Annotated in this window: 23 protein-coding genes; 18 read left to right on the top strand and 5 right to left on the bottom strand. The window is 65.3% G+C overall.

The window, feature by feature from the left end:
- Positions 1-14: 14 nt before the first annotated feature.
- From ACXJ16_RS25440 to ACXJ16_RS25420, 5 genes are read left to right on the top strand one after another with little or no spacing between them, the layout of a single operon-like run.
- The gene (locus ACXJ16_RS25440) at positions 15-1,355 is read left to right on the top strand and encodes a DUF1552 domain-containing protein (RefSeq protein WP_185999322.1); all 1,341 of its coding nucleotides are present in this window, start codon (positions 15-17) and stop codon (positions 1,353-1,355) included.
- Positions 1,352-1,843, top strand: coding sequence for a VOC family protein (locus ACXJ16_RS25435; RefSeq protein ID WP_463922512.1), 492 nt, complete (start codon positions 1,352-1,354; stop codon positions 1,841-1,843). Before ACXJ16_RS25440 ends, ACXJ16_RS25435 begins: the two co-directional genes overlap by 4 nt.
- Entirely contained in the window at positions 1,840-2,163 is a 324-nt protein-coding gene (locus ACXJ16_RS25430; protein WP_324699251.1) for a high-potential iron-sulfur protein, read from the top strand. The genes ACXJ16_RS25435 and ACXJ16_RS25430 overlap by 4 nt, the downstream gene beginning before the upstream one ends.
- Positions 2,160-2,819 carry a cytochrome b/b6 domain-containing protein gene (locus ACXJ16_RS25425; RefSeq protein ID WP_463922510.1) on the top strand — a complete coding sequence of 220 codons (660 nt, stop codon included), beginning with the start codon at positions 2,160-2,162 and terminating at the stop codon, positions 2,817-2,819. Before ACXJ16_RS25430 ends, ACXJ16_RS25425 begins: the two co-directional genes overlap by 4 nt.
- The gene (locus ACXJ16_RS25420; protein WP_463922509.1) at positions 2,816-3,349 is read left to right on the top strand and encodes a MarR family winged helix-turn-helix transcriptional regulator; all 534 of its coding nucleotides are present in this window, start codon (positions 2,816-2,818) and stop codon (positions 3,347-3,349) included. Before ACXJ16_RS25425 ends, ACXJ16_RS25420 begins: the two co-directional genes overlap by 4 nt.
- Before the next feature lie 61 nt (positions 3,350-3,410).
- Here ACXJ16_RS25420 and ACXJ16_RS25415 read toward each other — a convergent pair whose 3' ends face one another.
- Positions 3,411-5,831, bottom strand: a complete 2,421-nt coding sequence (locus tag ACXJ16_RS25415) for a TonB-dependent receptor (protein WP_243692701.1) — start codon at positions 5,829-5,831, stop codon at positions 3,411-3,413.
- A gap of 611 nt (positions 5,832-6,442) precedes the next feature.
- On the opposite strand from ACXJ16_RS25415, the gene ACXJ16_RS25410 reads away from it, so the two are divergent.
- The 4 genes from ACXJ16_RS25410 (at position 6,443) to ACXJ16_RS25395 (ending at position 11,377) form a co-directional block, all read left to right on the top strand.
- On the top strand, positions 6,443-7,141 hold the full coding sequence (locus tag ACXJ16_RS25410) for a DUF969 domain-containing protein (protein WP_132469523.1): 699 nt from the start codon (positions 6,443-6,445) through the stop codon (positions 7,139-7,141).
- Positions 7,138-8,094 carry a DUF979 domain-containing protein gene (locus tag ACXJ16_RS25405; protein WP_463922508.1) on the top strand — a complete coding sequence of 319 codons (957 nt, stop codon included), beginning with the start codon at positions 7,138-7,140 and terminating at the stop codon, positions 8,092-8,094. Before ACXJ16_RS25410 ends, ACXJ16_RS25405 begins: the two co-directional genes overlap by 4 nt.
- Complete coding sequence (locus ACXJ16_RS25400; protein ID WP_463922507.1) at positions 8,091-9,110, top strand: DUF2891 domain-containing protein; 1,020 nt, start codon at positions 8,091-8,093, stop codon at positions 9,108-9,110. The genes ACXJ16_RS25405 and ACXJ16_RS25400 overlap by 4 nt, the downstream gene beginning before the upstream one ends.
- 119 nt (positions 9,111-9,229) lie before the next feature.
- Positions 9,230-11,377, top strand: a complete 2,148-nt coding sequence (locus ACXJ16_RS25395; RefSeq protein ID WP_463922505.1) for a hypothetical protein — start codon at positions 9,230-9,232, stop codon at positions 11,375-11,377.
- A gap of 3 nt (positions 11,378-11,380) precedes the next feature.
- Here the strand turns inward: ACXJ16_RS25395 and ACXJ16_RS25390 are convergent, their stop codons facing one another.
- The gene (locus ACXJ16_RS25390) at positions 11,381-12,214 is read right to left on the bottom strand and encodes a p-hydroxycinnamoyl CoA hydratase/lyase (RefSeq protein ID WP_463922504.1); all 834 of its coding nucleotides are present in this window, start codon (positions 12,212-12,214) and stop codon (positions 11,381-11,383) included.
- A gap of 86 nt (positions 12,215-12,300) precedes the next feature.
- On the opposite strand from ACXJ16_RS25390, the gene ACXJ16_RS25385 reads away from it, so the two are divergent.
- Positions 12,301-12,711, top strand: a complete 411-nt coding sequence (locus ACXJ16_RS25385) for a MarR family winged helix-turn-helix transcriptional regulator (RefSeq protein ID WP_463922503.1) — start codon at positions 12,301-12,303, stop codon at positions 12,709-12,711.
- Between the two features lie 29 nt (positions 12,712-12,740).
- Here ACXJ16_RS25385 and ACXJ16_RS25380 read toward each other — a convergent pair whose 3' ends face one another.
- The gene (locus ACXJ16_RS25380; RefSeq protein ID WP_054437377.1) at positions 12,741-13,034 is read right to left on the bottom strand and encodes a hypothetical protein; all 294 of its coding nucleotides are present in this window, start codon (positions 13,032-13,034) and stop codon (positions 12,741-12,743) included.
- Positions 13,035-13,251: 217 nt separating this feature from the next.
- Between ACXJ16_RS25380 and ACXJ16_RS25375 the strand changes: the two genes are divergently transcribed.
- Both ACXJ16_RS25375 and ACXJ16_RS25370 read left to right on the top strand, forming a co-directional pair.
- Complete coding sequence (locus ACXJ16_RS25375; protein ID WP_221937383.1) at positions 13,252-14,085, top strand: SDR family oxidoreductase; 834 nt, start codon at positions 13,252-13,254, stop codon at positions 14,083-14,085.
- An 86-nt stretch (positions 14,086-14,171) separates the two neighbouring features.
- Positions 14,172-14,837: a response regulator gene (locus tag ACXJ16_RS25370; protein WP_185999314.1), complete on the top strand. Its 666-nt coding sequence runs from the start codon at positions 14,172-14,174 to the stop codon at positions 14,835-14,837.
- A gap of 36 nt (positions 14,838-14,873) precedes the next feature.
- On the opposite strand, the gene ACXJ16_RS25365 is transcribed toward ACXJ16_RS25370, so the two are convergent.
- Positions 14,874-16,208 (bottom strand): sensor histidine kinase, encoded by a 1,335-nt coding sequence (locus ACXJ16_RS25365; protein WP_463922501.1) that lies wholly within the window; start codon positions 16,206-16,208, stop codon positions 14,874-14,876.
- Between the two features lie 376 nt (positions 16,209-16,584).
- Between ACXJ16_RS25365 and ACXJ16_RS25360 the strand changes: the two genes are divergently transcribed.
- The 6 genes from ACXJ16_RS25360 (at position 16,585) to ACXJ16_RS25335 (ending at position 24,076) form a co-directional block, all read left to right on the top strand.
- Complete coding sequence (locus ACXJ16_RS25360; RefSeq protein ID WP_463922500.1) at positions 16,585-17,223, top strand: type IV toxin-antitoxin system AbiEi family antitoxin domain-containing protein; 639 nt, start codon at positions 16,585-16,587, stop codon at positions 17,221-17,223.
- Positions 17,224-17,466: 243 nt separating this feature from the next.
- Positions 17,467-19,875 carry a TonB-dependent receptor gene (locus tag ACXJ16_RS25355; RefSeq protein WP_463922499.1) on the top strand — a complete coding sequence of 803 codons (2,409 nt, stop codon included), beginning with the start codon at positions 17,467-17,469 and terminating at the stop codon, positions 19,873-19,875.
- Positions 19,876-20,413: 538 nt separating this feature from the next.
- Positions 20,414-21,514 carry an MlaA family lipoprotein gene (locus ACXJ16_RS25350; RefSeq protein ID WP_463922498.1) on the top strand — a complete coding sequence of 367 codons (1,101 nt, stop codon included), beginning with the start codon at positions 20,414-20,416 and terminating at the stop codon, positions 21,512-21,514.
- A 185-nt stretch (positions 21,515-21,699) separates the two neighbouring features.
- Positions 21,700-22,500, top strand: coding sequence for an SDR family NAD(P)-dependent oxidoreductase (locus tag ACXJ16_RS25345; RefSeq protein WP_054437387.1), 801 nt, complete (start codon positions 21,700-21,702; stop codon positions 22,498-22,500).
- Positions 22,497-23,048 carry a nuclear transport factor 2 family protein gene (locus ACXJ16_RS25340; RefSeq protein WP_463922497.1) on the top strand — a complete coding sequence of 184 codons (552 nt, stop codon included), beginning with the start codon at positions 22,497-22,499 and terminating at the stop codon, positions 23,046-23,048. The genes ACXJ16_RS25345 and ACXJ16_RS25340 overlap by 4 nt, the downstream gene beginning before the upstream one ends.
- Complete coding sequence (locus ACXJ16_RS25335) at positions 23,045-24,076, top strand: zinc-binding dehydrogenase (protein WP_463922496.1); 1,032 nt, start codon at positions 23,045-23,047, stop codon at positions 24,074-24,076. Before ACXJ16_RS25340 ends, ACXJ16_RS25335 begins: the two co-directional genes overlap by 4 nt.
- 9 nt (positions 24,077-24,085) lie before the next feature.
- Here the strand turns inward: ACXJ16_RS25335 and ACXJ16_RS25330 are convergent, their stop codons facing one another.
- Positions 24,086-25,303 (bottom strand): MFS transporter, encoded by a 1,218-nt coding sequence (locus ACXJ16_RS25330; RefSeq protein ID WP_463922495.1) that lies wholly within the window; start codon positions 25,301-25,303, stop codon positions 24,086-24,088.
- Positions 25,304-25,393 lie beyond the last annotated feature (90 nt).

Raw genomic sequence — 25,393 nt, 5'->3', positions numbered from 1 at the left:
GAGAGGACCAACCCATGGCATTCGACCTGTCTCGGCGCACCGCGCTCAAGGGCATCATGAACGGCGCGGCGATCACCGTGGGCGTTCCCCTGCTCGATATCTTCCTGGACGGCAACGGCGAGGCGCTTGCCGCCACCGGCGCGCCGCTTCCGGTCCGTTTCGGCACCTGGTTCTGGGGGCTCGGCGTCAATCCCACACGCTGGTTCCCCGACAACGCCGGTCCGGGATACGACCTGAAGCCGGAGCTGGAGATCATCAAGCCCTACGCGCACAAGATCAATATCCTGGGCAATTTCAACGTCATGCTCGATGGCGCACCGAACCTTCCCCACACATCCGGAGGCCCGGCGATCCGCACCGGGCGCGCCCTCACCGCGGAAGGCGGCCTGCCGGGCGAAAGTTTCGACGTGACCATCGGCGACAGGATCGGCACGCGAACCCGCTTCCGCAGCCTGGAAACCTCCGCATCTGGCGACCCGCGCAATTCGCTCAGCGGGCGCGGCGGCGGCAACCTCAACCCTTCGGAAGGCTCGGCAGCCGGGCTCTATCGCCGGCTTTTCGGCACCGGCTTCAAGGACCCCAACGGCGCGACCTTCACGCCCGATCCGGAAGTCATGGCCCGCCGCAGCGTGCTTTCGGCCGTCAGCGAACAGCGCCAGTCGCTCGAAAGCGCGGTGGGTTCGGCCGACAGGCAGAAGCTGGACCAATATTTCACGTCCGTCCGGCAATTGGAGAACCAGCTTGAAGTGGAGCTGAAGAAGCCTGAACCGCTACAGGCGTGCCTTGTCCCCAAGCCGGTCGAGGATCGCCCGGTCAATGCCGAGATCGAGAACGTCGTCACCAACCACGCGCTGATGACGGACCTGCTGGTCATGGCGCTCGCCTGCGACCAGACCCGCGTGTTCAACATGATGTTCAACAACGGCGCCTCCTCGCTGACCCGGATCGGCAGCACGATCACGCATCACCAGCTCACCCATGAAGAAGCGCTCGACAACCGGCTGGGCTACCAGCCCGAGGCCACTTACTTCCTGAGTCGGATCTTCGAGGCCTGGACCTATTTCGTTGCCGCGCTCGACAAGGTGCAGGAGGGGCCGCGCACCCTGCTCGACAACACACTGGTCTTCGCCCATTCCGAAACCGAGTTCGCCAAGTTCCACACCATCGACAATATCCCGATGATGACCGCGGGCAGCGGCGGCGGTCGCATCAGGACGGGGATCTACGTCGACGGGCTCGGCTCTCCGGTCAGCCGCGTGGGTCTCACGCTCCAGCAGGTCATGGGGGTGCCCGTGGACAAGTGGGGGGCGAAGAGCATGGAGACCGGCAAGTCGATCGGCGAGATCGTCGCATGAAGGGCGCGTCGATCATGCTGGCGGGCTCGGCCCTGCTCGCCGCTCAGGCCGCACAGGCGGGCGAGCCTGCCGCCCTTCCCCCCGCGCGGCTGGTGGGCACGGTCCTCAACGCAGTGGCGATCGAACGCGAACTGGCGTTCTACGAGAACGCGTTCGGGCTCAAGGTCGGCATGACGCTCGATCACGGCACCCGGCGCGAATATATGCTGCGGTTCTCGGCGGACCCGGGCGAAGCCGGGCTCATCATCGTGCATGACACCGCGCCGGAAGCGCCCGCACGGCTTGCACATGGCAACGCCTTCGATCGCATCGTGCTGCGGGTGAGCGACATGGATGCGCTGGTCCGCCGGCTCGACGCCGCCGGCACCGCGCACCAGCCTGTGCGCGCGGCTGCGCAGGGCTACCGGGTGCTACTGCTCCAAGACCCGGAAGGCTATCCGCTCGAAGTCATCCAGAGCAGCGCCGCCGCACGGGAGCGCGGCCAATGACCCCCTCGCGCAGACAGTTTCTCGGACGGGCGCTGACTTTCGCTTCGCTCGCCGCCGCAGGTTTGGTCGCATCTGGAGGAGCGCTGGCCCAGCCGCCGGCCGGTTCCTGCTACGATCCCGCCGCCCTGCCCTTCAGCCAGAAGAGCCGGCGCCGCGCGCTGGGCTATCTCGATGCATCGGCCGACCCTGCCCGGCGCTGCGGAAGCTGCGCCTTCTTCACGGCCGCCGCGCCGGGGTGCGGAACCTGCCAGATGCTGTCGGGCGGCCCTGTCAACGCAGGCGCCGTCTGCAACTCCTTCGCACCGAAGGCCGCGAAGTGAGCGCCCGCCCCGGCGTCCGGGTCTGGGACCTGCCCACCCGCCTGTTCCACTGGCTGCTCGCCGCGCTTTTCGCGTTCTCCTGGTGGAGCGCGGAAAACCGCGAGATGCAGTGGCATTATCTGTCCGGGATCACATTGCTGGGGCTGCTCGGCTTTCGCCTTATCTGGGGCTTCGTGGGCGCCAGCACCGCACGTTTCGCAGGATTGCTCCGTTCCCCGCGGCACATCGCGGAATACCTGCGCGGCCGGCACGCGAAGGAACCGGGCCACAACCCGCTCGGCGGCTACAGCGTCATCGCGCTGCTGCTCCTGCTGGGCGCGCAAGTGGGCAGCGGTCTCTTCGCCACCGATGTGGACGGGCTTGAATCCGGCCCGCTGTCCTTCCTCGTCAGCTTCGATCAAGGCCGCATGGCGGCGGAAATCCACGCCGTGAGCTTCAACGTGCTGCTTGCCCTCATCGCGCTGCACCTGATCGCGATCGTGTTCTACCTCGTCTTCCGCCGGCGCAATCTCGTAGGGCCGATGGTGACCGGCCGGGACCGGGCTCTTGACCGGGAAACCACGCCGATGCAGCCCGCGTCCCCCACGGCCTTTGTCATTGCCGCCGCTCTTGCTACCTTGCTCGCCTGGTCGGCCAGCAAGGGTTTCGGTTTGTGACGAGTACGACACGGGAAGAACTGCTCAGGCGGGCATTCTCGAAGCAGGAAACAGATGATGCCGCAGAAGGCGATCTGCCCAGCGGGATCGAATGGGTGGATATCGCCCCGGTCATCGAGGGGCTCGTCTTTGCAGGACGCCCTATCGGAGCAGCCACCCAGAGCGTCACGGCACGGTACGACCTTGGCCCCCGCGGATGCTATATCCTCAGCGCCATTTCACGCGGCATCACTTATCCGCTCGACCTCGCGTCGTTGCTGAGGGTCGGCCGCAGCCTGGTGACAGCCGAGCTGAACCGGCTCACCGCGGCCGGGCTCATCGAAGCCGTGCCGGGCAAGGACGATCGCCGCCGCAGCGAACTCAGCCTGACACCCGAAGGAGACCGCGCCTGCGTGGAAGTCCGCTCGGAATTACACCGCCTCATCAGGGGCAATCTCTCCGGGTACACGGTCGAACATGTGCGGCTTTTCGCCCGGATGCTGGCCGACGTGTGCCGGACCGAACCGCCCGATCCCGGTAAGGACAGATAAAAAAGCGGGGCGGATGGTTGCCCATCCACCCCAGTCGGAGGGACGCGTTCCTTTCCGCGCCTTATCTTGAACCGAATGCGTAGCGCACGTTGATGCCGAATTCCCGCGGCGGGGTCATCGTCACGCCCGTGTAGGTGCTGGTATAGGTTTCCGCCGTCGGCCCGGTGAAGATCGGTCCGTTCGGCCCCATTCCGCCGAAGCCGAGCTGCCGGTAGCTGGTGCTGAGCGGCGTGGTCCGGCTCAGGGCCTTTTCCGTCTCGAACAGGTTCTTGGCGTAGAACGAAACCTCCCAGGCGCCGTTCGGATCGCGGATACCGGCATAGAGGTTGACCAGCGCATAGGCGCTCACATCGTCGTAGATATTGGTCGGATCGGTCTGCGACTTGCCATTGTAGGAGACCAGCCCGCGCAGATAGCCATCCACCCGGTCGGATACCGGCACGCGGTACTCGCTCTGGAGCGTGGCGGAGAACGGCGACTGGAACGCCGAACGCTGCGTGACCTGGCAGGCCGCAAGGTTGTCAGCCCCGACGGCGGCCTGCAATTCGCCCACCGTCGGCGCCGACGTCACGACATCGGGAACCCCGTCGCCGTTGAGGTCGTTGCAGGCGATCGTGCCGTTCTTGACCTTGCCGAGCGAGTAGCTGGCCACAAGGCCGAGGTTCCACCGATCCGAGATATCGAAGGAAAGATCGCCCTCGACACCGTTGACCTCGACCGGGACCGCGCCAACGAAGTTGAACTGCGCCACTTCCTGATGCGTGCCGATGACCTGACCCGAAGAATCGCGATCGGCGACGCGGTTGAGATAGTAGACCCCGCTGCCGGGCACGCGGTAGGGGAAGTTCTTGAACTTCTGGTGATAGCCGGAGACGTTGAAGCGCATCCGCCCATCGAGGAAGGTGCTCTTCAAGCCGATTTCATAGGACTTGGAGGTTTCCGCCGGAAGGTTGAGGAAGCTCTTCTCCAGCGCCGAAGGCGTGATGTTGAAGTCCCCCACGACATTGAGGCCCGGGCGCCACGAACTGCCGGTGCTGGCATAGAGCATCAGGTCGCGCGTGAAGTTGTGCTTCACCGATGCCGAATAGATCCACTTCTTGGCGGACTGCCCCTCGTCGGCGATCGTCTGGCCGCCCACGATAAGCTGGTTGTTCGACGTATAGTCGATATGGCGGACGCCGCCCGAAACTTCGGTCGCTTCGCCGAGATGGACCGTCAGGTTGCCGAAGAGCGACTGCTCGTGCGAGGTGCCCGTGCGCGAGATAGGGGTCTGCGCCACGGTGGCCAGCCCGCCGCCGAAGATCAGCGGAAGCCGGACGGGAGTAGGCCGCAGAAGATCGGTCGGCGGATCGTTCTTCGCGTCGAAGAAGCCCACCACATAGTCAAGCATGCCGAACAGGCGCGTCTCGTTCTGCAGGCGAACTTCGTGCGAGGTCGACTTGGTGCGGGAATCCGTCAACTGGCGAACATCGCCGCCGGGGAACAGGTTCGCCGGGTCCTGGGTGGTGCGGGACAGGACGTGCTGGGTGTAATGCTGCCCCTGGTAGATCAGCACCTGGCCCCACTGGCTCGCCTCTCCGCGCCAGTTGTAGACGTTGTAGACCTGATGGTTGGTGCGCGGGATCGTCTGGTTGGACAGGCGGTCCTTGGTCGAGATGAAGACCGGGCTGGGATCGGCGTCGGGATTGGCCTCGCTGAAGGACGCGACCTGATCCCAGGCCACGGCGTTGCGCTCCATGTGCTGGTAGACGCCTTCGAACTTCAGCCAGTCGGTCGGCTGGATGATGCCGCTGACGCGCCCGGCCCGGGTCCGTTCGAACGGATCGCGGCCGCCCGCGACGGGACGAACGCGATCGCCCTCGTTTTCGTCCCAGACACCCGCGACGCGAATGGCGGCGATGCCCTCGATCACCGGGACGTTGAACGCGCCCTTGAAGTTGAGCGTGCCGATCGTGTTGGCGGTCATGTCCACGGCGCCGCCGAAGGCGAACAGGTCAGGCTTGCGCGTGGTGACGGTGATCGAGCCGGAAGGCGAGGCGCGGCCGCGCAGCGTGCCCTGCGGGCCGCGCAGGACTTCGATCTGGCCGATATCGAACATCTGCTGCAGCACCACGCCCGCCGTGATCGGCGCGTCGTTCATGTAGAATTCGACCGTGGAATTGAAGCCGCTGGCGTTGATGTCGAAGTTGACGCCGCGCAGCTTGGCGCTGCCGCCCACGCCGTTCGTCTCGGTCGCCAGCTGGAGGCCGGGAACCAGCGTCTGGACTTCCTTGAAATCGCGGATGTTCAGCTTGGCGACATCCTCGGAAGTGACGGTGTCCACCACCGCCGGAACGTCCTGCACGTCTTCGTCGCGGCGGCGTGCCTGGACGATGATGATGTTCGCGTTGTCGACGACCGTTTCGGCCTGCTGCGCGAACGCCGGCACCGATACGGAACCGGCGGCGGCCGAACAAAGCAGCATATATGCAGTGGTCTTCAAATCATCCTCCCATTTTGTTCAATTATTTTCTTTATTCCAGATGACATGCTGCCCCGCTCCGGGGACATCAGTAGAATCCGAGAACCTTTCCGCGCAGTGCATGATAAAATGCACAAGATCTGCCGCCCGCTGAACGCTTTCGTTCAACGCCAAAATACGCAGACCTTCGAAGTTTCGATTAGCCGGTTGCCCTCTTCATCCCATCATCTCCCTCACGGCCTCGATATTTTCGAGTGCCTTTGTTCGACGATATCACCGAAGCGAGATAAAGCAACGAAACGTCGCGCTAAGTTCCTGACCCATTACGGAACAATAGGATCGGAAATCCGCCATCCCGCGCAAGAATCCAACACGAAGAACGCTGCTGGATCAAAGTTTTACATCGCAGGTCAAGGGACATGTCATCCCCGATCATCTCCGCCCCCAGGAGGCAACCACGCAGGAAATCGCCGTGCCGATGTATCCTCCATCCCCGGACACGCAGAGAAATTTTCCTTGACCACCGGCCAGTTGGGGCAGCCCGCCGTACTTCGGCCGCCATCAACAAATTGACATTCCAGCCGAAAGGCAGCTTCTACGATCGCACTCGAAAACGTGGGATCTGATGAAAAATGCCGCAGTGGCAGATCGACTACTGGCCGCTTGCCGGCATTCTCGTCGTGGTGATCGGCTTCGCCATGCGGTTCAACCCGCTGCTGGTGGTGGCCGTGGCGGCGATCCTTACCGGACTGCTCGGCGGGATGGACCTCGTCGCGGTGGTTTCGCTGCTGGGCAAGGGCTTCAACGACAATCGCTTCGTCACCGTGGTCTACGTCGTGCTGCCGGTGATCGGCCTGCTCGAACGGTTCGGATTGCAGCAGCGCGCACGCGGCCTGATCGAATCCATGCGCGGGGCTACCGTGGGCCGGCTGCTGGTCGGATACCTCGCCTTCCGTCAGGGCCTTGCGGCGCTGGGCCTCGTTTCCGTGGCCGGACATCCGCAAACGGTTCGCCCGCTGCTGGCACCGATGGCCGAAGCCGCCGCGCGCAAGGAGAACCCTGACATTACCGATGACGATCTCGAAGAGGTCAAGGCCATGGCTGCCGCAACCGACAACGTCGGCGTGTTCTTCGGCGAGGATATCTTCATCGCCATCGGCTCGATCCTGCTGATTCAGGGCGTGCTGCGCGGCGAGGGCATCGAACTGGCGCCGATCCATCTCTCGCTCTGGGCGATCCCGACCGCGATCTGCGCCTTCGCGATCCAAGCCCTGCGCATTCGCCTGTTCGCCCGCCGCCTGCGCCGCAAGGCCCGGAGCGCGGCGGCATGATCGGCATCGCAGAACTCTACTTCGTCGCCGGGCTCGTCTTCGCGGCCTTTGCCATCGCCAGCGCCTTCGATCAGGCCAATCCGAAGCGCTGGGGCAATGCCGCGTTCTGGGGGCTTGTCGCGGTGAGCTTCCTGTTCGGCGACCTGCTGGGAGACTTCGGCAACGGCATCCTCGTGCTGCTGCTGGTCGCCCTCGCCGGATTTCGCTGCCTCGGCCATGGCCGCCCGCACACGACATCCGCCGGAGAACGCGAAGTCTGGTCAGCGAAGCTCGGCTCGAAACTGTTCCTTCCCGCGCTGGTGATCCCGGTGACCGCCTTCGCCGGAACGCTGCTGTTCAGCTACTCTCCGCTCGGCAAGACCGGGCTGATCGATCCGCGCTGGGTGACGCTGGTACTCCTCGTCGCGGGCGTCGCCATCGCTCTTGCAGCAACGATGTTCTGGCTCAAGCCCCCGCTTTCCGCACCGGTCGAGGAAGGCCGACGCCTGATGGACTCCATCGGCTGGGCCGCACTGCTGCCGCAGATGCTGGCAGCGCTGGGCGCGGTGTTCACGGCTGCCGGTGTCGGCAGCGCGGTGGGCGCGATGAGCCTGGCGGTGCTGCCGGAAGGCAACGTCTTCCTCGCGGTGGTGATTTTCGCGCTGGGCATGGCGCTGTTCACCATCATCATGGGCAATGCCTTTGCCGCCTTCCCCGTCATGGCCAGCGCCATCGGCGTGCCGATCCTGATCCGCGCGCATGGCGGCGATCCCGCGGTGGTCGGCGCGGTCGGCATGCTGGCGGGATTCTGCGGCACGCTGCTGACCCCGATGGCGGCGAACTTCAACATGGTCCCCGCCGCCCTGCTCGAACTCAAGGACGAATACGGCGTGATCCGCCGTCAGGTCGGCACGGCGCTGCCCCTGCTCGTCTGCAACATCCTCATCCTCTATATCGCCGGATTCCTGCTATGATCCTCACGCCCGAAACCGCCTCGCGTTTCATGCGCATTGCCCTCGGCCATGTCGGCCGGGAATATCCGCACAAGCTCGACCACGTGATGAACACCGATGCCGACGTGCTGCCGCCGCGTGCGCTGCACCCCGCGTTCCACGGCAGTTTCGACTGGCACAGCTGCGTCCATGGCTGGTGGACGCTTCTCACCTTGCGGCGGCTTCACGCCGACCTTCCGGAAGCCGCCATGGTGCGCGAACGCGCGGACGAGACCTTTGCCGAGGACAAGCTTGCCGCCGAACTGGCCTATCTGGACCGGCCCAACGCCGGCGGGTTCGAGCGGCCCTATGGCTGGGGCTGGCTGCTCTATCTTCATCTCGAAGCCTCGCGCCACGCAGACAGGCCATGGGCCGCGCGCCTCGAACCGCTGGCCCGCGCCTTTGCCGCCCGGCTGGGCCACTACCTCGGCATCCTGACATATCCGATCCGCACGGGCACGCACTTCAACAGCAGCTTCGCCCTGACGCTGGCACTGGAGTGGGCAGACGCCTTCGACGCCGAACTCGCGGCACAAATTCGCGCCAGAGCGGCGGCATGGTTCGGCAAGGACGAGGACTGCCAGGCGTGGGAGCCGGGCGGAGACGAATTCCTCTCCTCCGCGCTCAGCGAGGCGCTGCTCATGCGGCGGTCGCTCGGCGATGCCGCTTTTGCGGAATGGTTCGCCCTGTTCCTGCCCCACATCGCCGAGAGCCGCCCGGCCAGCCTCTTCAGCCCGGCCCATGTCAGCGATCGCAGCGACGGCAAGATTGCCCATCTCGACGGGCTGAACCTCAGCCGCGCCTGGGCCTGGCGCCAGCTTGCCCCGGCCATCGGCGGCGGGGAAGGCGGGGGAAATGCCCGCGCCATCGCCATAGACGCCGCCGAGCGGCATCTCGAAGCGGCAATGGCCCATGTCGAGGGAGACTACATGGGCGAGCACTGGCTGGCGAGCTTCGCGCTTCTGGCCCTGCTCGCGGCGCCTGAACCAGCCGGCTGAACGGACAACCGGAAATCGGTGGGGCGATAGGCAGACGCCTGCATATCGCCGTCGACCGTGCCACAACGCCTCCCGACCGCCCGGACCAGAGGCGGGTCTCATTTGGGAGCATGTGGACGGTGATCTTGCAGAAGAACGCGGCGAAATGGGCGGTGTCCGCCGTGGTGCTGGCAACGTTCCTGTCGGCTGCGGCGCCGGGATCGGCCGAAGCTCCCACCGTGGCGGCAGCCGCCGCCGGTCTTTCCGTGCAGGGGTACGGCGATGAGGATGCTCTCTTTGCCCGCCCCTTCATCGACCGGGACGAACCGCGCACCAACAACGGCACCGCCTATCGCTACGTCCATGGCGGGTTCGAGGGCACCGACACGCGCTTCTCGTTCTATTTGCCGGCGGCCAGGTCATGGCAGGGGCGTTTCTTCCAGTACATCACCCCCGTGCCGGACAGCGAGACCCTGTCCCAGGGCCTGACCGGCGAGGAAGACCGCATCGGCGCCGCCATGACGAGCGGGGCCTACTTCATCGAAACCAACGGCGGCGGCGCCAAGGCGGCAGACCCGATGGGCGGTGGTGACCTGACCATCGGCGCCTTCCGGGCGAATGCCGCCTCGGCCCGGTTCTCGCGCTTCGTGGCGGCGCAGGTCTACGGCGCGCGCAAGCACATCTACGGCTATGCCTATGGCGGCAGCGGCGGCGCCTATCGCACGCTGGGCTCGCTGGAGAACACGCGGGGCGTGTGGGACGGCGCGGTGCCCTATGTGCTCGGCTCGCCGATGGCGATCCCCAACATGTTCACCGTGCGCCTCAAGGCCATGCGCGTCCTGGGCGAGAAGCTCGACGGCGTGGTCGATGCACTCGATGCGGGCGGCAGCGGAGATCCCTATTCCGGGCTGGACGACGAGCAGAAGGCAGCCTTGCGCGAAGTAACCGCCATGGGGTTCCAGCCCAGGTCATGGTACGCATGGCGCACGATGGGACCGCATGCCTTCGCCCTGCTGTTCGGCGGCATCCGCATGGCAGATGCCTCCTATTTCACCGACTTCTGGACAAAGCTGGGCTACGAGGGGCACGACAGCCCCGAACTCTACAAGGCGGACCGGGTGCAACTCGCCACCCGCGTTGTCGAAGTCATCAGCGCGGACAAGGCGAAGACGCTCGGCATCGACCCTGGCCATACGCCCGGCACCGCCAAGGGCACGGCGGATCTGGCATGGCAGGCCATGGGGCTCCATTCGGCGGGCGAGATGCCGGTCGCGGTGCGGCTGGCCGACAGTTCCACTTCGAAGGCTCTGCTGCTGTCCGATCTCGTTCTCGCTTCGGGCAAGAAGGTGGTTCTTTCCGACGTGCACGGCGATCTGGCCATGCTCGGCATCAACGACCCGCGCCTGCTCGCGACGATAAGGGCGGGCGACCCGGTGCGGCTGGACAACAGCGACATCCTCGCGGTGCAAAGCTATCACAGCCACCAGGTGCCGGACCTTGCGGAGTACCCGGTCTGGAAGCAGTTCACCGATGCACAGGGCAAGCCGCTCCACGCCCAGCGCCCGATGTTGCTCGGCCCGCTGTTCACGAAGAACGCCGCCGGCTCGGTGCCGTCCGGCAAGTTCGACGGCAAGGTGATACTGGTGGAGAACCTGTGGGACCGCGAAGCTCTGCCCTGGCAGGGGGACTGGTATCGCTCGCGCGTGCAGGCGAATGCCGGGGCGGCAGCGGATGAACGCTTCCGCATCTGGTACACCGACCGCGCACTGCACGGGGACCAGACCCGTCAGGACGATCCCTCGCGGGTGGTGTCCTATATCGGCGTTCTGCAACAGGCCCTGCGCGATCTTGCCGCATGGGTCGAACAGGGCAAGGCCCCGCCCGCCTCCACCTCCTATCGCATCGAGGACGGACAAGTGGTGACGCCCGCGTCCGCCGCGGCCCGCAAGGGCATCCAGCCCGTCATCACCCTTGCCGCGAACGGCGGGGCACTGGCCCGGGTCAAGGCCGGCACTCCCGTCAGGCTCACTGCCACGATCGAAGTCCCGCCCGGCAGCGGATCGGTCGTCTCGGCAGAGTCGGACTTCGAGGGCGACGGCACATTCGAGGCTCCCGCCACGCTTCCCGCCGGCAACAAGGCGAAAGCCACCGTTTCGGCCACCCATGTCTACGACCGGCCCGGCACCTACTTCGCCGTGCTTCGCGCCGCGTCCCAGCGCGAAGGCGATCGCCAGACCCCCTTCGCGCGCATCCAGAACCTCGCCCGCGCCCGGATCGTCGTGGAGTGACGGTCAGCGCCTCTTGCTGACGTCGTAGGCACCAAGGCCGGGCTTGAAGGACTTGTCGTCGATGAACTGCCGCGTCGCCTCCTTGCGCCCTTCGCCGTCGAAGTAGTTGGCGGCTTCCTGCGCACGGATCAGGTAATCCTCCGCGTTGTCGTAGCTCATTTCGCGCACGCGGCGGATCGCCCACTTGGTGGCACGCAGCGCCTCCGGGTTCTTGCCGAGCAGGACCTGCGCGATTTCGGTAACGCGGGCCTTGAGGCGGTCGGCGGGAACCGCTTCGTTGACGAGGCCCCATTCGGCCGCTTTCCTGCCGTCCACGTTCTCGCCCATCATGGCGTGATACATGGCGTTGCGGAAGCCGGTCAGTTCGGTGATGATCTTGCTGGCCCCGCCGCCGGGCAGGATGCCCCAGTTGATTTCCGAAAGGCCGAACTGCGCATCTTCCGCCGCCACCGCAAGGTCGCAGCCGAACAGCGGCCCATAGGCGCCGCCGAAGCACCAGCCGTTGACCATCGCCACGGTCGGCTTCTCATACCAGCGCAGGCGCTCCCACCAGCTGTAAGCCTCGCGCTGCGCCTGACGCGTGGCGCCAAGCCCCTTTTCCTCGTTCTCGCGGAAATATTCCTTGAGGTCCATTCCCGCAGACCAGGACGTGCCTTCGCCGGTAAGCACCAGCACGCCCACGTCATCCCGGAACTCCAGTTCCCTGAGAACCTCGCCCATGCGCCGGTTGAGCCTGGGGCTCATGCAATTGCGCTTTTCCGGCCGCGAGAAGGAGACCCATGCCACGCGGTTTTCGATAGTGTAGGAAACGGTATCGTGTTCACTGCGATCTTGCATGGCAATCCTCATCGGGTCATTGACGTGTTTGCTCTGTTTCATAACAAACAGATTGTTATCGTCAATAGCATTTGGAGAGACTTCCCTTGAATGACCTGCTCGCGACCTTCCCCGGTTATGCACTGCGCCGGGCGGCAAATGCGGTGATGGGTGAACTCGGCAACCTGCTGGAGCCGGAGAACCTGCGGGTCACCGAAGCGGCGGTGCTGGTGATGATTCAGGGACGTTCCGACCTGACCGCCAGCCAGATCGGCAAGGCGCTGGATATCCAGCGCGCCAATATGGTGCCCTTGCTCAACCGGCTCGAAAGTGCCGGGCTCATCCGCCGCCAGCCGATCGACGGCAAATCGCAGGCCGTCGTGCTCTCGGCCGAAGGGGAAGTGAAGATGACGGTCGTCGGCGCCCTGATCCAGCAGTTCGAGCAGGGACTGCTGGAAAGGGTTCCCCCAGAGCACCGGGATCACCTGCTCCCCGCACTCAATGCGATATGGAAATAGCGCTTCGCCGCAAAACGGGCATGCAACGATCAGGCTTTCCCGCTTCGCCTGCGGGTATCCCACCCTTTCCGCGCCGCCGCCGAGCGTTGTTCGGCCGAGCCCGACTTGTGCGCCTTCCCCCCGCGTGAGGAGGAGGCATGAGTATCGGCCTTCCCGCGCCCGGAGCCGGACTTGTTGCCGCCGCCGGATTCCTTGTTCACGGTGGCCCATGCGCGTCGCTCCGCTTCTTCCGTGCTGACGCCGCGCTGCTCGTAGCTTTCCTCGATATGGGCGGCCTTGCGCTTCTGCTTATCGGTATAGCTGCTCTTGTCACCTTGGGGCATTCAGCATCTCCCGCGAATGGCATGCCCATGCAATGACGCGGCCGCGCTCCGGGTTCCCGCCCGGACAGCCCTATCCCGCGGAAGACGCCGACTGGCCGACCCCGCGAACGGCCCGTCGCAGCATGATGGAACGGCGAAACTGCGAAGCCGTCCGCACGTTGGGTCCGGCGTGGAGGGTTCGAACCGAAAGGAGACCGCCGTGGCCGAAATCCAGGAAATGATCCACGAAGATGCCCTTCCGGGCGACGAAAACCAACTTCAGCCCCAGCCGGAGTGGCAACCCCGCTATCCCGGCTCCGCCCGCCTCCAGGACAGGGTTGCAATCGTCACCGGAGCGGACAGCGGGATCGGCCGGGCCGTGGCCGCACTTTTCGCGCGGGAGGGCGCCGACATCGCGATCCTCTATCTGAGCGAGGACGAGGACGCGGCGGAAACGAAGCGGATCGTCGAGGCGGAAGGCCGCCGCGCCATCACCATACGCGCCGATATCGGATCCCCCGATGCCTGCGAACTCGCGGTGCGCCAGACCATCGAGAGTTTCGGCCGGATCGACGTATTGGTCAACAACGCGGGAGAACAGCATCCCGACAAGGACATTACCGATATCACCGAGGAACAGCTGCGCCGCACGTTCCAGACCAATATCTTCGGCATGTTCTTCATGACCCAGGCCGCCCGCCCACACCTCAAGGCCGGTGCGAGCATCGTCAACTGCACCAGCGTGACCATGTACAAGGGCAGCAGGGAACTTCTCGACTACAGCGCCACCAAGGGGGCAATCACCGCATTCACCCGTTCGCTTTCGGAAAACCTCGTCGGCGAAGGCATCCGCGTGAACGCAGTCGCGCCCGGCCCGATCTGGACGCCGCTCAACCCCTGCGGCGGCGCGAGCGAGGAGAAGCTGGAGCATTTCGGAGAGGACACACCGATGGGCCGCCCCGGCCAGCCCAACGAAGTGGCGCCCTCGTTCCTGTTCCTGGCCTGCGAGGATGCAAGCTACATGAGCGGGCAGGTCCTTCACCCCAACGGCGGCATCATCGTCGGAAGCTGAAAGCGGCCTTCGCGCCAAATGCCACGGGAAATTCCTTGCCCGCCGTTGCACGGCGGGCCAAGGAAACCTTTCCGTGGAGGTAAGCAATGCGTGTCCTAGTCGTTGAAGACGATCAGCCTCTTGCCGAGGAGATTGCCCGGACGCTGCGCGCGGAAAACTTCGCCGTCGACATCGCCAACGATGGCGAGGACGGCCGCCATCTCGGCGCCACCGAACGCTATGACGCCGCCGTTCTCGACCTCGGCCTGCCCAAGGTGGACGGGATTACCGTGCTGCAGAACTGGCGCGCGGACGAACTGGACCTGCCGGTGCTGATCCTGACCGCCCGCGATGCCTGGTCGGAAAAGGTGGCCGGTTTCAAGGCCGGCGCCGACGACTATCTCATCAAGCCCTTCCGGGTGCAGGAACTGGTGATGCGGCTGCGCGCCCTCGTGCGCCGTTCGCGCGGCCATGCGGCCACGCGGATAAAATGCGGCTCGCTCACTTTCGACGTGCAACTCGGCCATTTCGAGATGGACGGGTTGCCCCTGCGCCTGACCGCTTTCGAATGGCGGGTTCTTTCGGCGCTCATGCTGCGCAAGGACATGGTCGTGGAACGCCGCGAACTGATCGACAAGGCCTACGAATACGACGCCGACGTCGATTCCAACTCGCTGGAGGTCATCATCGGACGCCTGCGCCGCAAGGTCGGGTCCGACATGATCCAGACCGTGCGCGGACGGGGCTACCGCCTCGGCCTGCCTGCCGCCTGACCGCTCGGCCCTGCCCTCGGCCCTGCCCTCGGACGCTCAGCCGGGAAGCGACAGGATCACCCGCAATCCGCCAAGCGGCGAAGCGCCGAGTTCAAGCGACCCTCCGTGCAATTCGGCCAGTTCGCGCGCGATCGGCAGCCCGAAGCCGTGGCCGTCCTCCCGCTCGTCCAGACGCCGCCCGGGGACAAGGGCCTGCTCGATCACCGCCTGGCCAAGGCCCGGGCCATCGTCGTCGATCTTCACCTGAACCTGCCCGCCGTTCCATTCGCCCGTCACCACGATCGTCGAGGCCGCCCACTTCGCCGCATTGTCCAGCAGGTTTCCAAGCATTTCGGTAAGGTCCTGCGGATCGCATTTCACCGTGAAATCGGATGCGATCCCGTTCTCGAATCTCACCCCGCGATCGGCATGGATCCGGCCCAGCGCATCGATCAGGTCCGCCACCGCCGGCGCCAGCGGGACGGCGATCCGCCCCGGCGCGCCGGGCGAGGCGGCGCGGGCGCGGCCAAGGTGATGCCGAATGGCGCCGTCGATCTGCGCGACGAGTTCGCCCAGTTCCCCGTCCGGATCGCGACCCAGATCGTTGAGCTTGACGGAAAGGGTGGCCAACGGGGTCTTTAGGCTATGCGCAAGATTGGCCACGTGCCCGCGCGCACGGGCCAGCGCGGCCTCGTTTTCATCCAGCAGGTCGTTGAGTTCGGCCACGAGCGGGCGCAATTCCACCGGTTGGTCCACCGGAACGCGACCGACCCGCCCCGCCCGCACTTCGCCCAGCGCCTTCCTGAGGCTGGCCAGCGGCGTCAGCCCGATGTGGGACTGCACCAGCGAAGCCAGAAGCAGCGCGATGCTCAGGCCGCCCAGCGTGACCAGCACCGGCATGATCGCGGCGCTTCGGAGCCGCTCGTACACAAGATGCGGCGCCGTCGCGGTTATCCTGATCCGACCGGCCGGCCTGTCTTCCTCAAGAATCCGCACATAGAACGGCCCGCTGCTCCCCGTCCGCAGAATCTCGGGCGGGGCGCCGAAATGCCCCTCTCGTCCGGTCGGCCCCTCTTCCCGGAAATCGATCTGGCCGATTTTCTCGGTCGAGGTGTAGACCTGCCTTGGCGTCTCGATCCGCCAGGCCCAACCCCTGCGATACTGGGTATAGGGCCCGATCTCCTGAAGCAGGGTCCGATCCACGGTACCATCCGCCCTTACGCTACGGGCGAGCAGCGCAATCTGGCCGTCCAGGCTCTGGTTGAGGCTGCGCCGGACATGCGTATCCAGCACGGCATCTATCGAGACAGTGGCCGCAACGAGCGCAATGCCCGTCAGCAAGAGACCGACGAGCAACAGCCGCCCGCGGATGGAACGCGGGATCAGCGTCATCGCCCCGTGCCGATCGATAGAGTCATGACATTCGCTTTCCAGCTTTCCGCCGCCCCTCGGCGGGCGCCATGCCTGATCGTGCCGGCACGCGGATTTGTCAAAGCTGCTCGCCATAAACTTCGGCCTCCGAACGGCTGGAACCCGAGCAGAACCGCAAGGCGGCCCGAAAACCTAAACCGAACCTGAACGACAGGATTCAGCCTGCGTGTGGCTCACGCGGGGTACTCGGCATTCCATGCTGCAATCAGCCGAAACGAATGGCCGGAAGGGAGGCCCTGCAACAACGGCACGCCCTGCCCACGGTTCGGGCCGATCGCGGCCGTCCATCGGCCAGGGGCTCAAGCAGCTTGGCAGCCTGGCTTTCCAGGAACGACGAGTGATCCTCCTGCTGCGCGCCATGGCTGCTCCCGGAGACGCTCCTGCCGGTTCCGAACGGCATGCCTCCCCACAACCCGCGCTTCGCGAATGCTTCGAACTTCTCGCCCGCGAAGCCATCGCCAACGGACTGTCGATCTTCGCACCGGGCTCGGCTTTCGTGAACGATGACGAACTGGCCATTCTCAGCAGGCTGACCCTGTTCCAGCGCCCCTCGCAGTCCGGCGAGTGGGAACTCGCCAACGATTTCCAGAAGGCGCTCAAGACCTGTGCGGATGAACTGGAGAACGAGGGCCGGAGGCTGCCGCCCCGCCCCCCGCTGCTTGAGGACTACACCGACCGCCACGCCTGCTTCCGCATCCGCTATGTGGACCGCGCGCTTTCCGCGAAATCCCGGGGCGATCTGCCTGTCAGGCGCCAGCCGCTGTGGGACGGACAACGTGAACCGGAACCCGGCACATTGCGCGCCAGGGCGCTCGAAATCGTGCGCCGCAACCCGATCTCCACGACGGCCCAGTTCCTGGCTGTCGGGATAACGCATCAATACCTGAGCACGCTGGGCAAGCAGGGCTACGTCGAAAAGATCGGACACGGCGTTTACCGCTACCCCAGCCGATTGAGGAAAAACGAGAAAGATTAATTAGAAACGGAGGAAACTAGCAGCCGAGAAAACCGGCTGCCGGTCGTTTTGAATTACCGCAATGAACAAGCGTCGCTGCCATATGGGTAACGGCGCCTTTTTTCGTTGCCAATTTCCATTTCCACTTCGGAAATCGGCGCGGCATTTATTTCCCCAGCAATACGATTCCCTCTTGTCAGTAACGCAAATCATTCGCATTAGCGCCCCGAACTGAAATGCATTGGCAACAAAAAGGGGGGTTTAGTGTCTCTGTCCCGTTTCCGTAACTCGACGTCCACCGCCGCGCCGGCCTATCTGGCTCTCAGCTGCGTGGGCCTCGCGGCCTCGCCCGCTCTCGCGCAGGAGGCCGGCACGGCCGCTTCCCCGCGTCTCGGCGGCGTCACCGTCACCGATACCGCGATCGAAGAAGGCAGCTACAAGACCGACAAGGCGGATTCGCCGAAGTACACCGCGCCGCTGGTGGATACGCCGCGCTCGATCACGGTGATCCCGGCACAGCTCCTCAAGGACACCGCCACCACCACCCTCGCCGATGCGCTGCGCACGGTGCCGGGCATCACGCTCGGCGCCGGTGAAGGCGGCAACCCGCTTGGCGATCGTCCGTTCATCCGCGGCTCCGACAGCCAGGCGAGCACTTATCTTGACGGCGTGCGCGATATCGGCGCCCAGAGCCGCGAAGTCTTCGCGATCGAGCAGATCGAAGTCGTCAAGGGCTCGGACAGCTCGATGGGCGGGCGCGGCAGCGCCGGTGGCTCGATCAACCTCGTCAGCAAGACGCCGGGACCGGACCGCTTCATCGCCGCTTCGGGCAGCCTCGGCAACGCCGACTACAAGCGCGCCACGATCGACATCAACCAGCCGCTGGGCGATCTCGTCGGCGTGCGTCTGGCCGCCATGTGGCATGACCAGGACGTTGCCGGCCGCGACGCCATCTGGTCCAAGCGCTGGGGCGTCGCACCGTCCATCAAGATCGGGCTCAACGGCCCGACCAGCGTGACGGCCAGCTACTACCACCTCGAAACCGACGAACTGCCGGATTCGGGCATTCCCTATTACTACACCATCAACAACGCCCCCTCCGACGTTACGGAAACCACCGGCGCCAAGGTCCGCCGGGGCGCGTACTACGGCCTCGTGGACCGCGATTTCCGCAAGACCAACGTCAACAACTTCACGGTTCGCGCCCAGCACGAATTCGGCAACGGCTTCACCCTGCGCAACACCACGCGCTACGGCGAGAGCAGCCAGGGCTACGTCTGGACCCAGCCTGACGACAGCCAGGGCAACGTCGCCAATTCCGGCAAGGTGTGGCGCCGCGTGAACTCGCGCTACAGCGAAACCACCGGCCTGCTGAACCAGACCGACCTGTCCGGCCAGTTCGAGGTCGGCGGCATCAAGAACAGCTTCGCACTGAGCGCCGAATTCAGCGAGGAAAAGGCCAAGAACGGCAGCTACGTCTCCAACGCGGCAACCGGCGCGGCTATCGCTACCGGCACGACCGCAACGGGCGGCCGTTGCGGCACGGACTCGACCAACCGCTACAACTGCACCAGCCTGACCGATCCGAACCCGTCCGATCCCTGGGTCAGCTACGTTTCCGACGCGTCGAACGTCGTCGCCGGGATCGAGCGCAGCCTGCCCAAGACCTGGACCCTGTCGAAGACCACCACCAAGGCGGTCTCGCTGTTCGACACGATCACCATCACCGACTCGCTGCTCATCAACCTGGGCGGCCGCTTCGATCGCTACGAAACCCGCGTGAGCCCCGGTCTCGCCGTGAACGCGACCACGGACCGCAGCTGGTACGAGCGCAACGACAACCTGTGGACCTATCAGGCCGGCCTGATCTTCAAGCCCGCCTCGAACGGCAGCATCTACATCTCGACCTCGTCCGCAGCGACGCCTCCCGGCTCGTACCTGGCCAACGGTTCGGAGGGCAACGCCCTCAACACCAGCGGTTCGACCACGCAGACGCCCCAGGAACTGACGGACGCGCTCAAGATCGAGAAGACCAAGTCCTACGAAGTCGGCACCAAGTGGAACCTGTTCAGCGACAGCCTCGCGCTGACACTGGCCGCGTTCCAGACGGAAACCAAGAACGCCCGCGCCACGGACGCCAACGGCTTCGTGTCCTTCATCGGCGAACGCCGGATCAAGGGCATCGAACTGAGCTTCAACGGCAACATCACGCCCGAGTGGAACGTCTTCGGCGGCTATACCTACATGGACTCCAAGATCGTTGACGGTGGCTTCACCGCAACGAGCGGCGTCTATGCGCCCAGCGTGAACACCGGGAAGCGCTTCCCCAACACGCCGGAGCACAGCTTCACCGCCTTCACCAACTACAAGGTCACATCGGCCTTCACCGTGGGCGGCGGCGCCATCTACATGGGCAAGGTCTATGGCGGCTATTCCGACAGCCGCAGCGTCCAGAACGGCGTGGTCGTGATCTCGAAGGAGCTGGCCCGCTACGCTCCGTCGTACTGGCGCTTCGACGGTAACGCCTCGTACAGCTTCAGCGAGAACTTCCAGCTTCAGGTGAACGTGCAGAACATGTTCAACAAGCGCTACTTCGACAAGGCCTATGCCTCGCACTACGTGAGCCAGGCAGCCGGTCGTACCGCGATTGCGACCCTGAACGTCAAGTTCTGATCTGGAACCGGGTCCGCTCCCATCGGGGGCGGGCCCGGCCCCATTCTTTCGGCGGTCCAGTCGGACCGCTCGTTCCTGTTCTTCGGCCTGATCCGGCGCGGCGGCGCGCCCCGCATCGGCCTGCTGGCCCGTGAAGACAGCGATAACGATCGCATGGCCGGTGCCCGGCCGCGCGATGTGCGAGGCCCCGTAACACTTACCATACCCGCCGATGGCGGAGAGATGACCTTCAGCCAGGAGGCCGATGGCGAGGAACGGGCTTCGTCGGCACCGTGATCGGACCCCATGTTTCGGATCCCAGGGGCAGGTACTGAACGCTCGTGGCGAAAATGCCACGAATGGCGTGGGTTGAGCGACAGGCGGCCCGCGCGAGAGGGTCTGATCAATTGACGAAAGCGGCAATCCCGCCTAGCCGCGAATGCAGCGGCAGTCATTGAATGCGCCAAATACCGGCGCCCCCTTGCGAAATCGCAAGTGCGCCGCGAAATCAGGATGGCCGCCCTGCCCCCCTCGCACGCGGCCCACGAAGGACTGTTGAATGAGCCTGTCGGCCGTAGCTGTGGCATTGATGTTTGGACAGGCAGCGCCTGATGCGCCCGCGAATGTCGCCGCTCTTCCCTCTTCCGATGTCGCAGTGGCCGTTTCCACTCAGCCGTCACCGGCCGAACCCGGTGCAACAGGCGCCGCCACAGCTCCCGCAGATCCGGCAGCTCCGACAATTCCCGCCACGCCGGCCGATGCGACCGGCGCAGCCCTTCCCGCACCCCCGGCCGGAAGCGAAGGCACTCCGCCCGGCGATGAAGAATCGACCATCTTCGTCACTGCAGGGTCAAACACGCCCGGAGACCCGCTGGAGCATCTCAACGCCCAGTCGTTCCAGGCCGTGCAGGCCGTTGACAAGGCGGTGGTCGAGCCGGTCGCGAAGGCTTACAACAAGGGCCTGCCGCGCCCCGTCCGCAAGGGTTTGCGCAACTTCTTCTCAAACCTGGGCGAGCCGGTGGTGTTCGCCGCCTACCTGTTGCAGTTCAAGCCCGGCAAGGCGGCGGAAACGGCGGGCCGCTTCGCGATCAACACCACGCTGGGAATCGCCGGCATCATGGACGTGGCGAAGCGCAAGCCGTTCAACCTGCCTTACCGGCCGAACGGCGTTGCCAATGTCCTGGGCTATTACGGCGTCGGGCCGGGGCCCTACATGTACCTGCCCATCGTCGGGCCAACCACGCTGCGCGACATCATCGGCGACACCGTGGACAAGTTGCTGCTGCCTGCCGCGGTGGGCAAGCCGTTCAACAAGCCTGCCTTCGTCATCCCCGCCACCGTGCTCGCGCAGCTCGGCGAGCGCGCGGCCTTCGATGAGACGATCGGCGAAATCCGCAAGGACGAAGATCCCTACACGACTTACCGCGACCTTTACCTGAGACAGCGCGCGGCCGAGATCGAGGCGCTGCACGGCCGCCACCTTCAGAACGTCGTTCCTGTCTACGGCCCGGCACTGCCCACGCCCGGCGGCAAGGAAAGCCCGGCGCCTGAAAAGGCACCCGAACCCGGCTCCGGGCAAACCCCGGCGCCTGCCAGCCCGCCCGTGCCGGCTCCTGACGCGAATCCAGCTCCGGCTGCGGCAGTTCCGCAGAACCAGTGAGCCCTTGCCGGCGCGGGGGAGTTCTTCCGCAACGCGCCGGCGATCTTCTTCCTGCACGCATCGTTTCCACCCCATCCGATCCGCCGCATCCGATACCATCGCTGCGATAGGACGACAGAAAGGCGCACCGGCCGGCCCTGCACAGGCAGCCAGGAAAGCGCCCTGTCACGGGAGGAGCGAAAAGGTTGGACTTGCATGCACGCTATGGCCCCTGGGCCCTGATCGCCGGTGCCTCGGAGGGGACCGGCGCCGCCTTTGCCCGCCAGTTGGCGGCCCAGGGCTTCAACCTCATCCTCGTTGCCCGCAGGCTTGCGCCGCTGAACGAACTCGCTGAAACGATCCTGACGGAGCATGGCGTAACCTGCCTGACGGCCTCGATAGACCTGTCTTCCAACGACGCCGCCGACCGGCTGCTCGAACTGGCCGAAGATCGGGAAATCGGACTGCTGATCCTCAATGCCGGGGCCGACGCCAATGGCGCCCCGTTCCTCGACGGCGCGCTGGCCAACTGGGATGCCCTCGTCATGCGCAACGTGATGACCGTGATGCGCGCCTGCCATCACTTTGCCGCCCCGATGCGCGCGCGCGGGCGTGGCGGCGTGATCCTGTGCGGTTCCGGCGCTTGCTACGGCGGACTGCCCGGCATCGCCGCCTATGCGGGAAGCAAGGCCTTCGACCTCGTCTTCGGCGAAGCGCTGTGGGCCGAATTGCAGCCGCATGGGGTGGACGTGCTCAACCTCGTGATGGGCCGCACGGACACTCCGGCCCACCGCGAACTGCTGGCCCGTCAGGGAAAAACGCTCCCGGATGGCTGCGCCTCGCCTGAAGACGTGGCGGCACTGGGGCTCGCCCGCCTGCCTCATGGCCCGATCTGCAACTGGGGTCTCGCCGACGAGGACGCCGGCTATGCCGGAAGCTCCGCCGCGCAGCGCCGCAATCGTATCCGGCAGATCAGCGCCGCCATGGCCGGTCAGGAGGCAGAATGACCAACGGCGACGAACGGCTTCGCGAACTCGCGGACAAGGACGCAATCCGGGACCTGATCCATGCCTACTGCCGCGCGGTGGACCGTCTGGACATCCCTCTCGGCCACTCGATCTGGCACGAGAACGGCCATGCCGACTACGGCGCCGATTACTATCAGGGTCCGGGGCGGGGCGTGATAGACAGGATCTGCGCAGACCACCGCAACCTCCTGAGCCATTCCCATCAGGTCACGAACATCCTCGTCGCGCTGGCCGGAGACCGCGCCGGAAGCGAAGCCTATGTAAACGGCACAATGCGCACCGAGCGGGATGGAAAGCTCTACCAGATCGCGGTCTGGGGCCGCTATTGCGACAATTGGGAGAAGCGGCTGGGGAAATGGGGGCTGGTCCATCGCCAGGTCGTGTTCGAGCACGAGGAAATCCGCCCCGTCACCGCTTTGGGACACAGCAACCAGGGCCGCCGTGACGGTTCGGACCCCTCTTACGCCGCCCTGAAGCTCGACCCCGCACGCTTTCCGGCTTCCATCCATGAGGAGAACCAACGATGAGGGCCGCATTTATCGAAAACGGTCAGGTTCATGTCGGCGAAGTTCCCGACCCTGTTCCCGGCAAGGGGCAGGCGCTCGTCCGCACGCACAGTTGCGGCATGTGCGCATCCGAAGCGCATTTCCTCCATGCGGGCCAGAACGTCATCGACCTGTCGCGCCAGTTCGGCGGTCCCTATGCCCGCTTGGACCAGAGCAGGCCCTTCGTCCCCGGCCACGAATACGTCGGGGAAGTGATAGACTATGGTCCGGGCAGCGAACGCCGGATCAGAACCGGTCGCCGGGTGACTTCGGTACCGATCATGCGCACCGGCGGTGCCCATGCCGTAATCGGCTTCAGCCACGATTGCCCGGGCGGCTTCGGCGAACTGATGCTGCTCGATGAAGCCATGCTCCTCGAAGTGAGCGACAGCCTGGAAGACGATCTCGCCGCCATGATCGAGCCGCTGGCAGTGGGCTTGGAACATGCCCGGCGCGGCCGCCCGGAAAAAGGCGACGTCCCGCTCGTACTGGGCTGCGGCGCGATCGGGCTGGGGGTGATCGCCGGACTCAAGCTGGCCGGTATCGGACCGATCGTCGCGGCCGATTTCCACCCGGCCCGCCGCGAACTCGCCCTTCGGATGGGGGCGGACCTCGCGGTCGACCCGCGCGAAACCGATCCTTACGGCGCATTGCCGGAGCTGGGCGCTAGGCGGGTGAACCTCGTCTACGAAAATGTCGGGCAGAAGGGCATGCTGGCCCGGATCATCGCTTCTGCACCTTTCGACGGCCGGATCGTCATGGGCGGATACTGCATGGAGGAAGAGGCGCTCTTCGTTTTCGCCGCCCAGAACAAGCGCCTCAACATACAGTTCGCGGGCGGGGAGGAGCCTCAGGACATGGAGCTTGCCATGCGCGCCATCGCAGACGGCCGCATCGACGTGCGGCCGTGGCTGGGCGAGAAGATCGGCATCGGCGGGGTGGCGGATGCGCTTGCGGCGATGTCCGGCCCCGGTGCCCCTATCCGCACCGTGGTGGACCCTCGCCTCTAGGCGGCCGCGTCAGGCCGGGCGCCCTGCCTTGCCGGGATCGGGAAGCAATGCTGTAAGCAGCCCGATCGCCGGCAGGAAGGCACAGACCTGATAGACCGTGTCGATGTCGGTCCTGTCGGCAAGCCAGCCCAACGCCGCGGCGCCGATACCGCCCATCCCGAAGGAGAACCCGAAGAACAGGCCCGAAATCATGCCGACCTTACCGGGCACGAGTTCCTGGGCGAAAACCACGATTGCCGGGAATGCGGATGCCAGGATCAGCCCGATCGCCACGGTGATCGGCCCCGTCCAGAACAGGCTGGCGTGGGGCAGGAGCAGCGTGAATGGCAGCGCCCCCAGGATCGAGAACCAGATCACGTACTTTCGCCCGAAACGGTCGCCCAGCGGGCCTCCCAAGATCGTCCCCGCCGCCACGGCCGCGAGAAAGGCGAAGAGGTGGAACTGGGCGTTCTGCACCGAAAGGCCGAAGCGCTGGATCAGGTAGAAGGTGTAGTAGCTCGTCAGGCTGGCGAGATAGACATATTTCGAGAAGATCAGCGCGAGCAGGATCGCGATGCCGCGTGCGGCCTGCCCCTGCGGCAGGCTTACGCCCTCGGCGATCTTGCGGCTGGCAGCCAGACGCCCCAGCCCGTGATTGCGATACCAGGCCGCGACGTTCCACAGCACCGCGCCTGAAAGCAGCGCCAGCAGCGCAAAGAATGCCAGGCTGGACTGTCCCCACCGCACGACAACCAGCGCAGCCGCCAGCGGCCCCAGGGCCTGTCCAGCGTTACCGCCGACCTGGAACAGCGACTGGGCAAGCCCATGGCGCTGCCCCGCCGCCATGCGCGCGACGCGGGAGGATTCCGGATGGAAGACCGAAGACCCCATGCCGAGCAGCGATGCGCCCACCAGCACCAGCCAATAGACATGTGCCGCCGAAAGAACCGTGAGACCCGCAAGCGAGAAGAGTGTCCCGCCCGGCAATGCCAGCGGCGTCGGCCGTTTGTCCGCATAGAGCCCCACCAGCGGCTGAAGGATCGATGCGGTGATCTGGTAGGCCAGCGTAACCAGCCCGATCTGCCCGAAACTGAGGTGCAGATCGGACTTGAGCGCCGGATAGATCGCGGGAAGCAGCGACTGCATCATATCGTTGAGGAGATGGCAGAAACTGATGGCGACGATGACGCCGAACACTGTTCCGTTCATGGGTTCTGCCGATCCGGTTGCCGGTCTGGTTGCCGCCATCCTCTTTCCTCTTCCCGTTTCATCTTGATCAAGGGATGCGCATAATCGCTTCCTGAATGTCCCGCTTCGACATATGGGTCATTCATCTTT

The sequence above is a fragment of the Novosphingobium sp. TK71 genome (genome assembly GCF_055361505.1).
The sequence above is the reverse complement of the archived record's forward strand: the minus strand, read 5'-3'. Positions and strand labels throughout refer to the sequence as shown.

Excerpts from the sequence above, each read along its gene's own strand:
- ACXJ16_RS25440 (WP_185999322.1), top strand. The coding sequence starts at position 15 with ATGGCATTCGACCTGTCTCGGCGCACCGCGCTCAAGGGCATCATGAAC.
- ACXJ16_RS25365 (WP_463922501.1), bottom strand. The coding sequence starts at position 16,208 with ATGACGCTGATCCCGCGTTCCATCCGCGGGCGGCTGTTGCTCGTCGGT.
- ACXJ16_RS25350 (WP_463922498.1), top strand. The coding sequence starts at position 20,414 with ATGAGCCTGTCGGCCGTAGCTGTGGCATTGATGTTTGGACAGGCAGCG.
- ACXJ16_RS25370 (WP_185999314.1), top strand. The coding sequence starts at position 14,172 with ATGCGTGTCCTAGTCGTTGAAGACGATCAGCCTCTTGCCGAGGAGATT.
- ACXJ16_RS25390 (WP_463922504.1), bottom strand. The coding sequence starts at position 12,214 with ATGCAAGATCGCAGTGAACACGATACCGTTTCCTACACTATCGAAAAC.
- ACXJ16_RS25400 (WP_463922507.1), top strand. The coding sequence starts at position 8,091 with ATGATCCTCACGCCCGAAACCGCCTCGCGTTTCATGCGCATTGCCCTC.
- ACXJ16_RS25375 (WP_221937383.1), top strand. The coding sequence starts at position 13,252 with ATGATCCACGAAGATGCCCTTCCGGGCGACGAAAACCAACTTCAGCCC.
- ACXJ16_RS25335 (WP_463922496.1), top strand. The coding sequence starts at position 23,045 with ATGAGGGCCGCATTTATCGAAAACGGTCAGGTTCATGTCGGCGAAGTT.
- ACXJ16_RS25405 (WP_463922508.1), top strand. The coding sequence starts at position 7,138 with ATGATCGGCATCGCAGAACTCTACTTCGTCGCCGGGCTCGTCTTCGCG.
- ACXJ16_RS25435 (WP_463922512.1), top strand. The coding sequence starts at position 1,352 with ATGAAGGGCGCGTCGATCATGCTGGCGGGCTCGGCCCTGCTCGCCGCT.
- ACXJ16_RS25410 (WP_132469523.1), top strand. The coding sequence starts at position 6,443 with ATGCCGCAGTGGCAGATCGACTACTGGCCGCTTGCCGGCATTCTCGTC.
- ACXJ16_RS25330 (WP_463922495.1), bottom strand. The coding sequence starts at position 25,303 with ATGGCGGCAACCAGACCGGCAACCGGATCGGCAGAACCCATGAACGGA.
- ACXJ16_RS25380 (WP_054437377.1), bottom strand. The coding sequence starts at position 13,034 with ATGCCCCAAGGTGACAAGAGCAGCTATACCGATAAGCAGAAGCGCAAG.
- ACXJ16_RS25430 (WP_324699251.1), top strand. The coding sequence starts at position 1,840 with ATGACCCCCTCGCGCAGACAGTTTCTCGGACGGGCGCTGACTTTCGCT.
- ACXJ16_RS25340 (WP_463922497.1), top strand. The coding sequence starts at position 22,497 with ATGACCAACGGCGACGAACGGCTTCGCGAACTCGCGGACAAGGACGCA.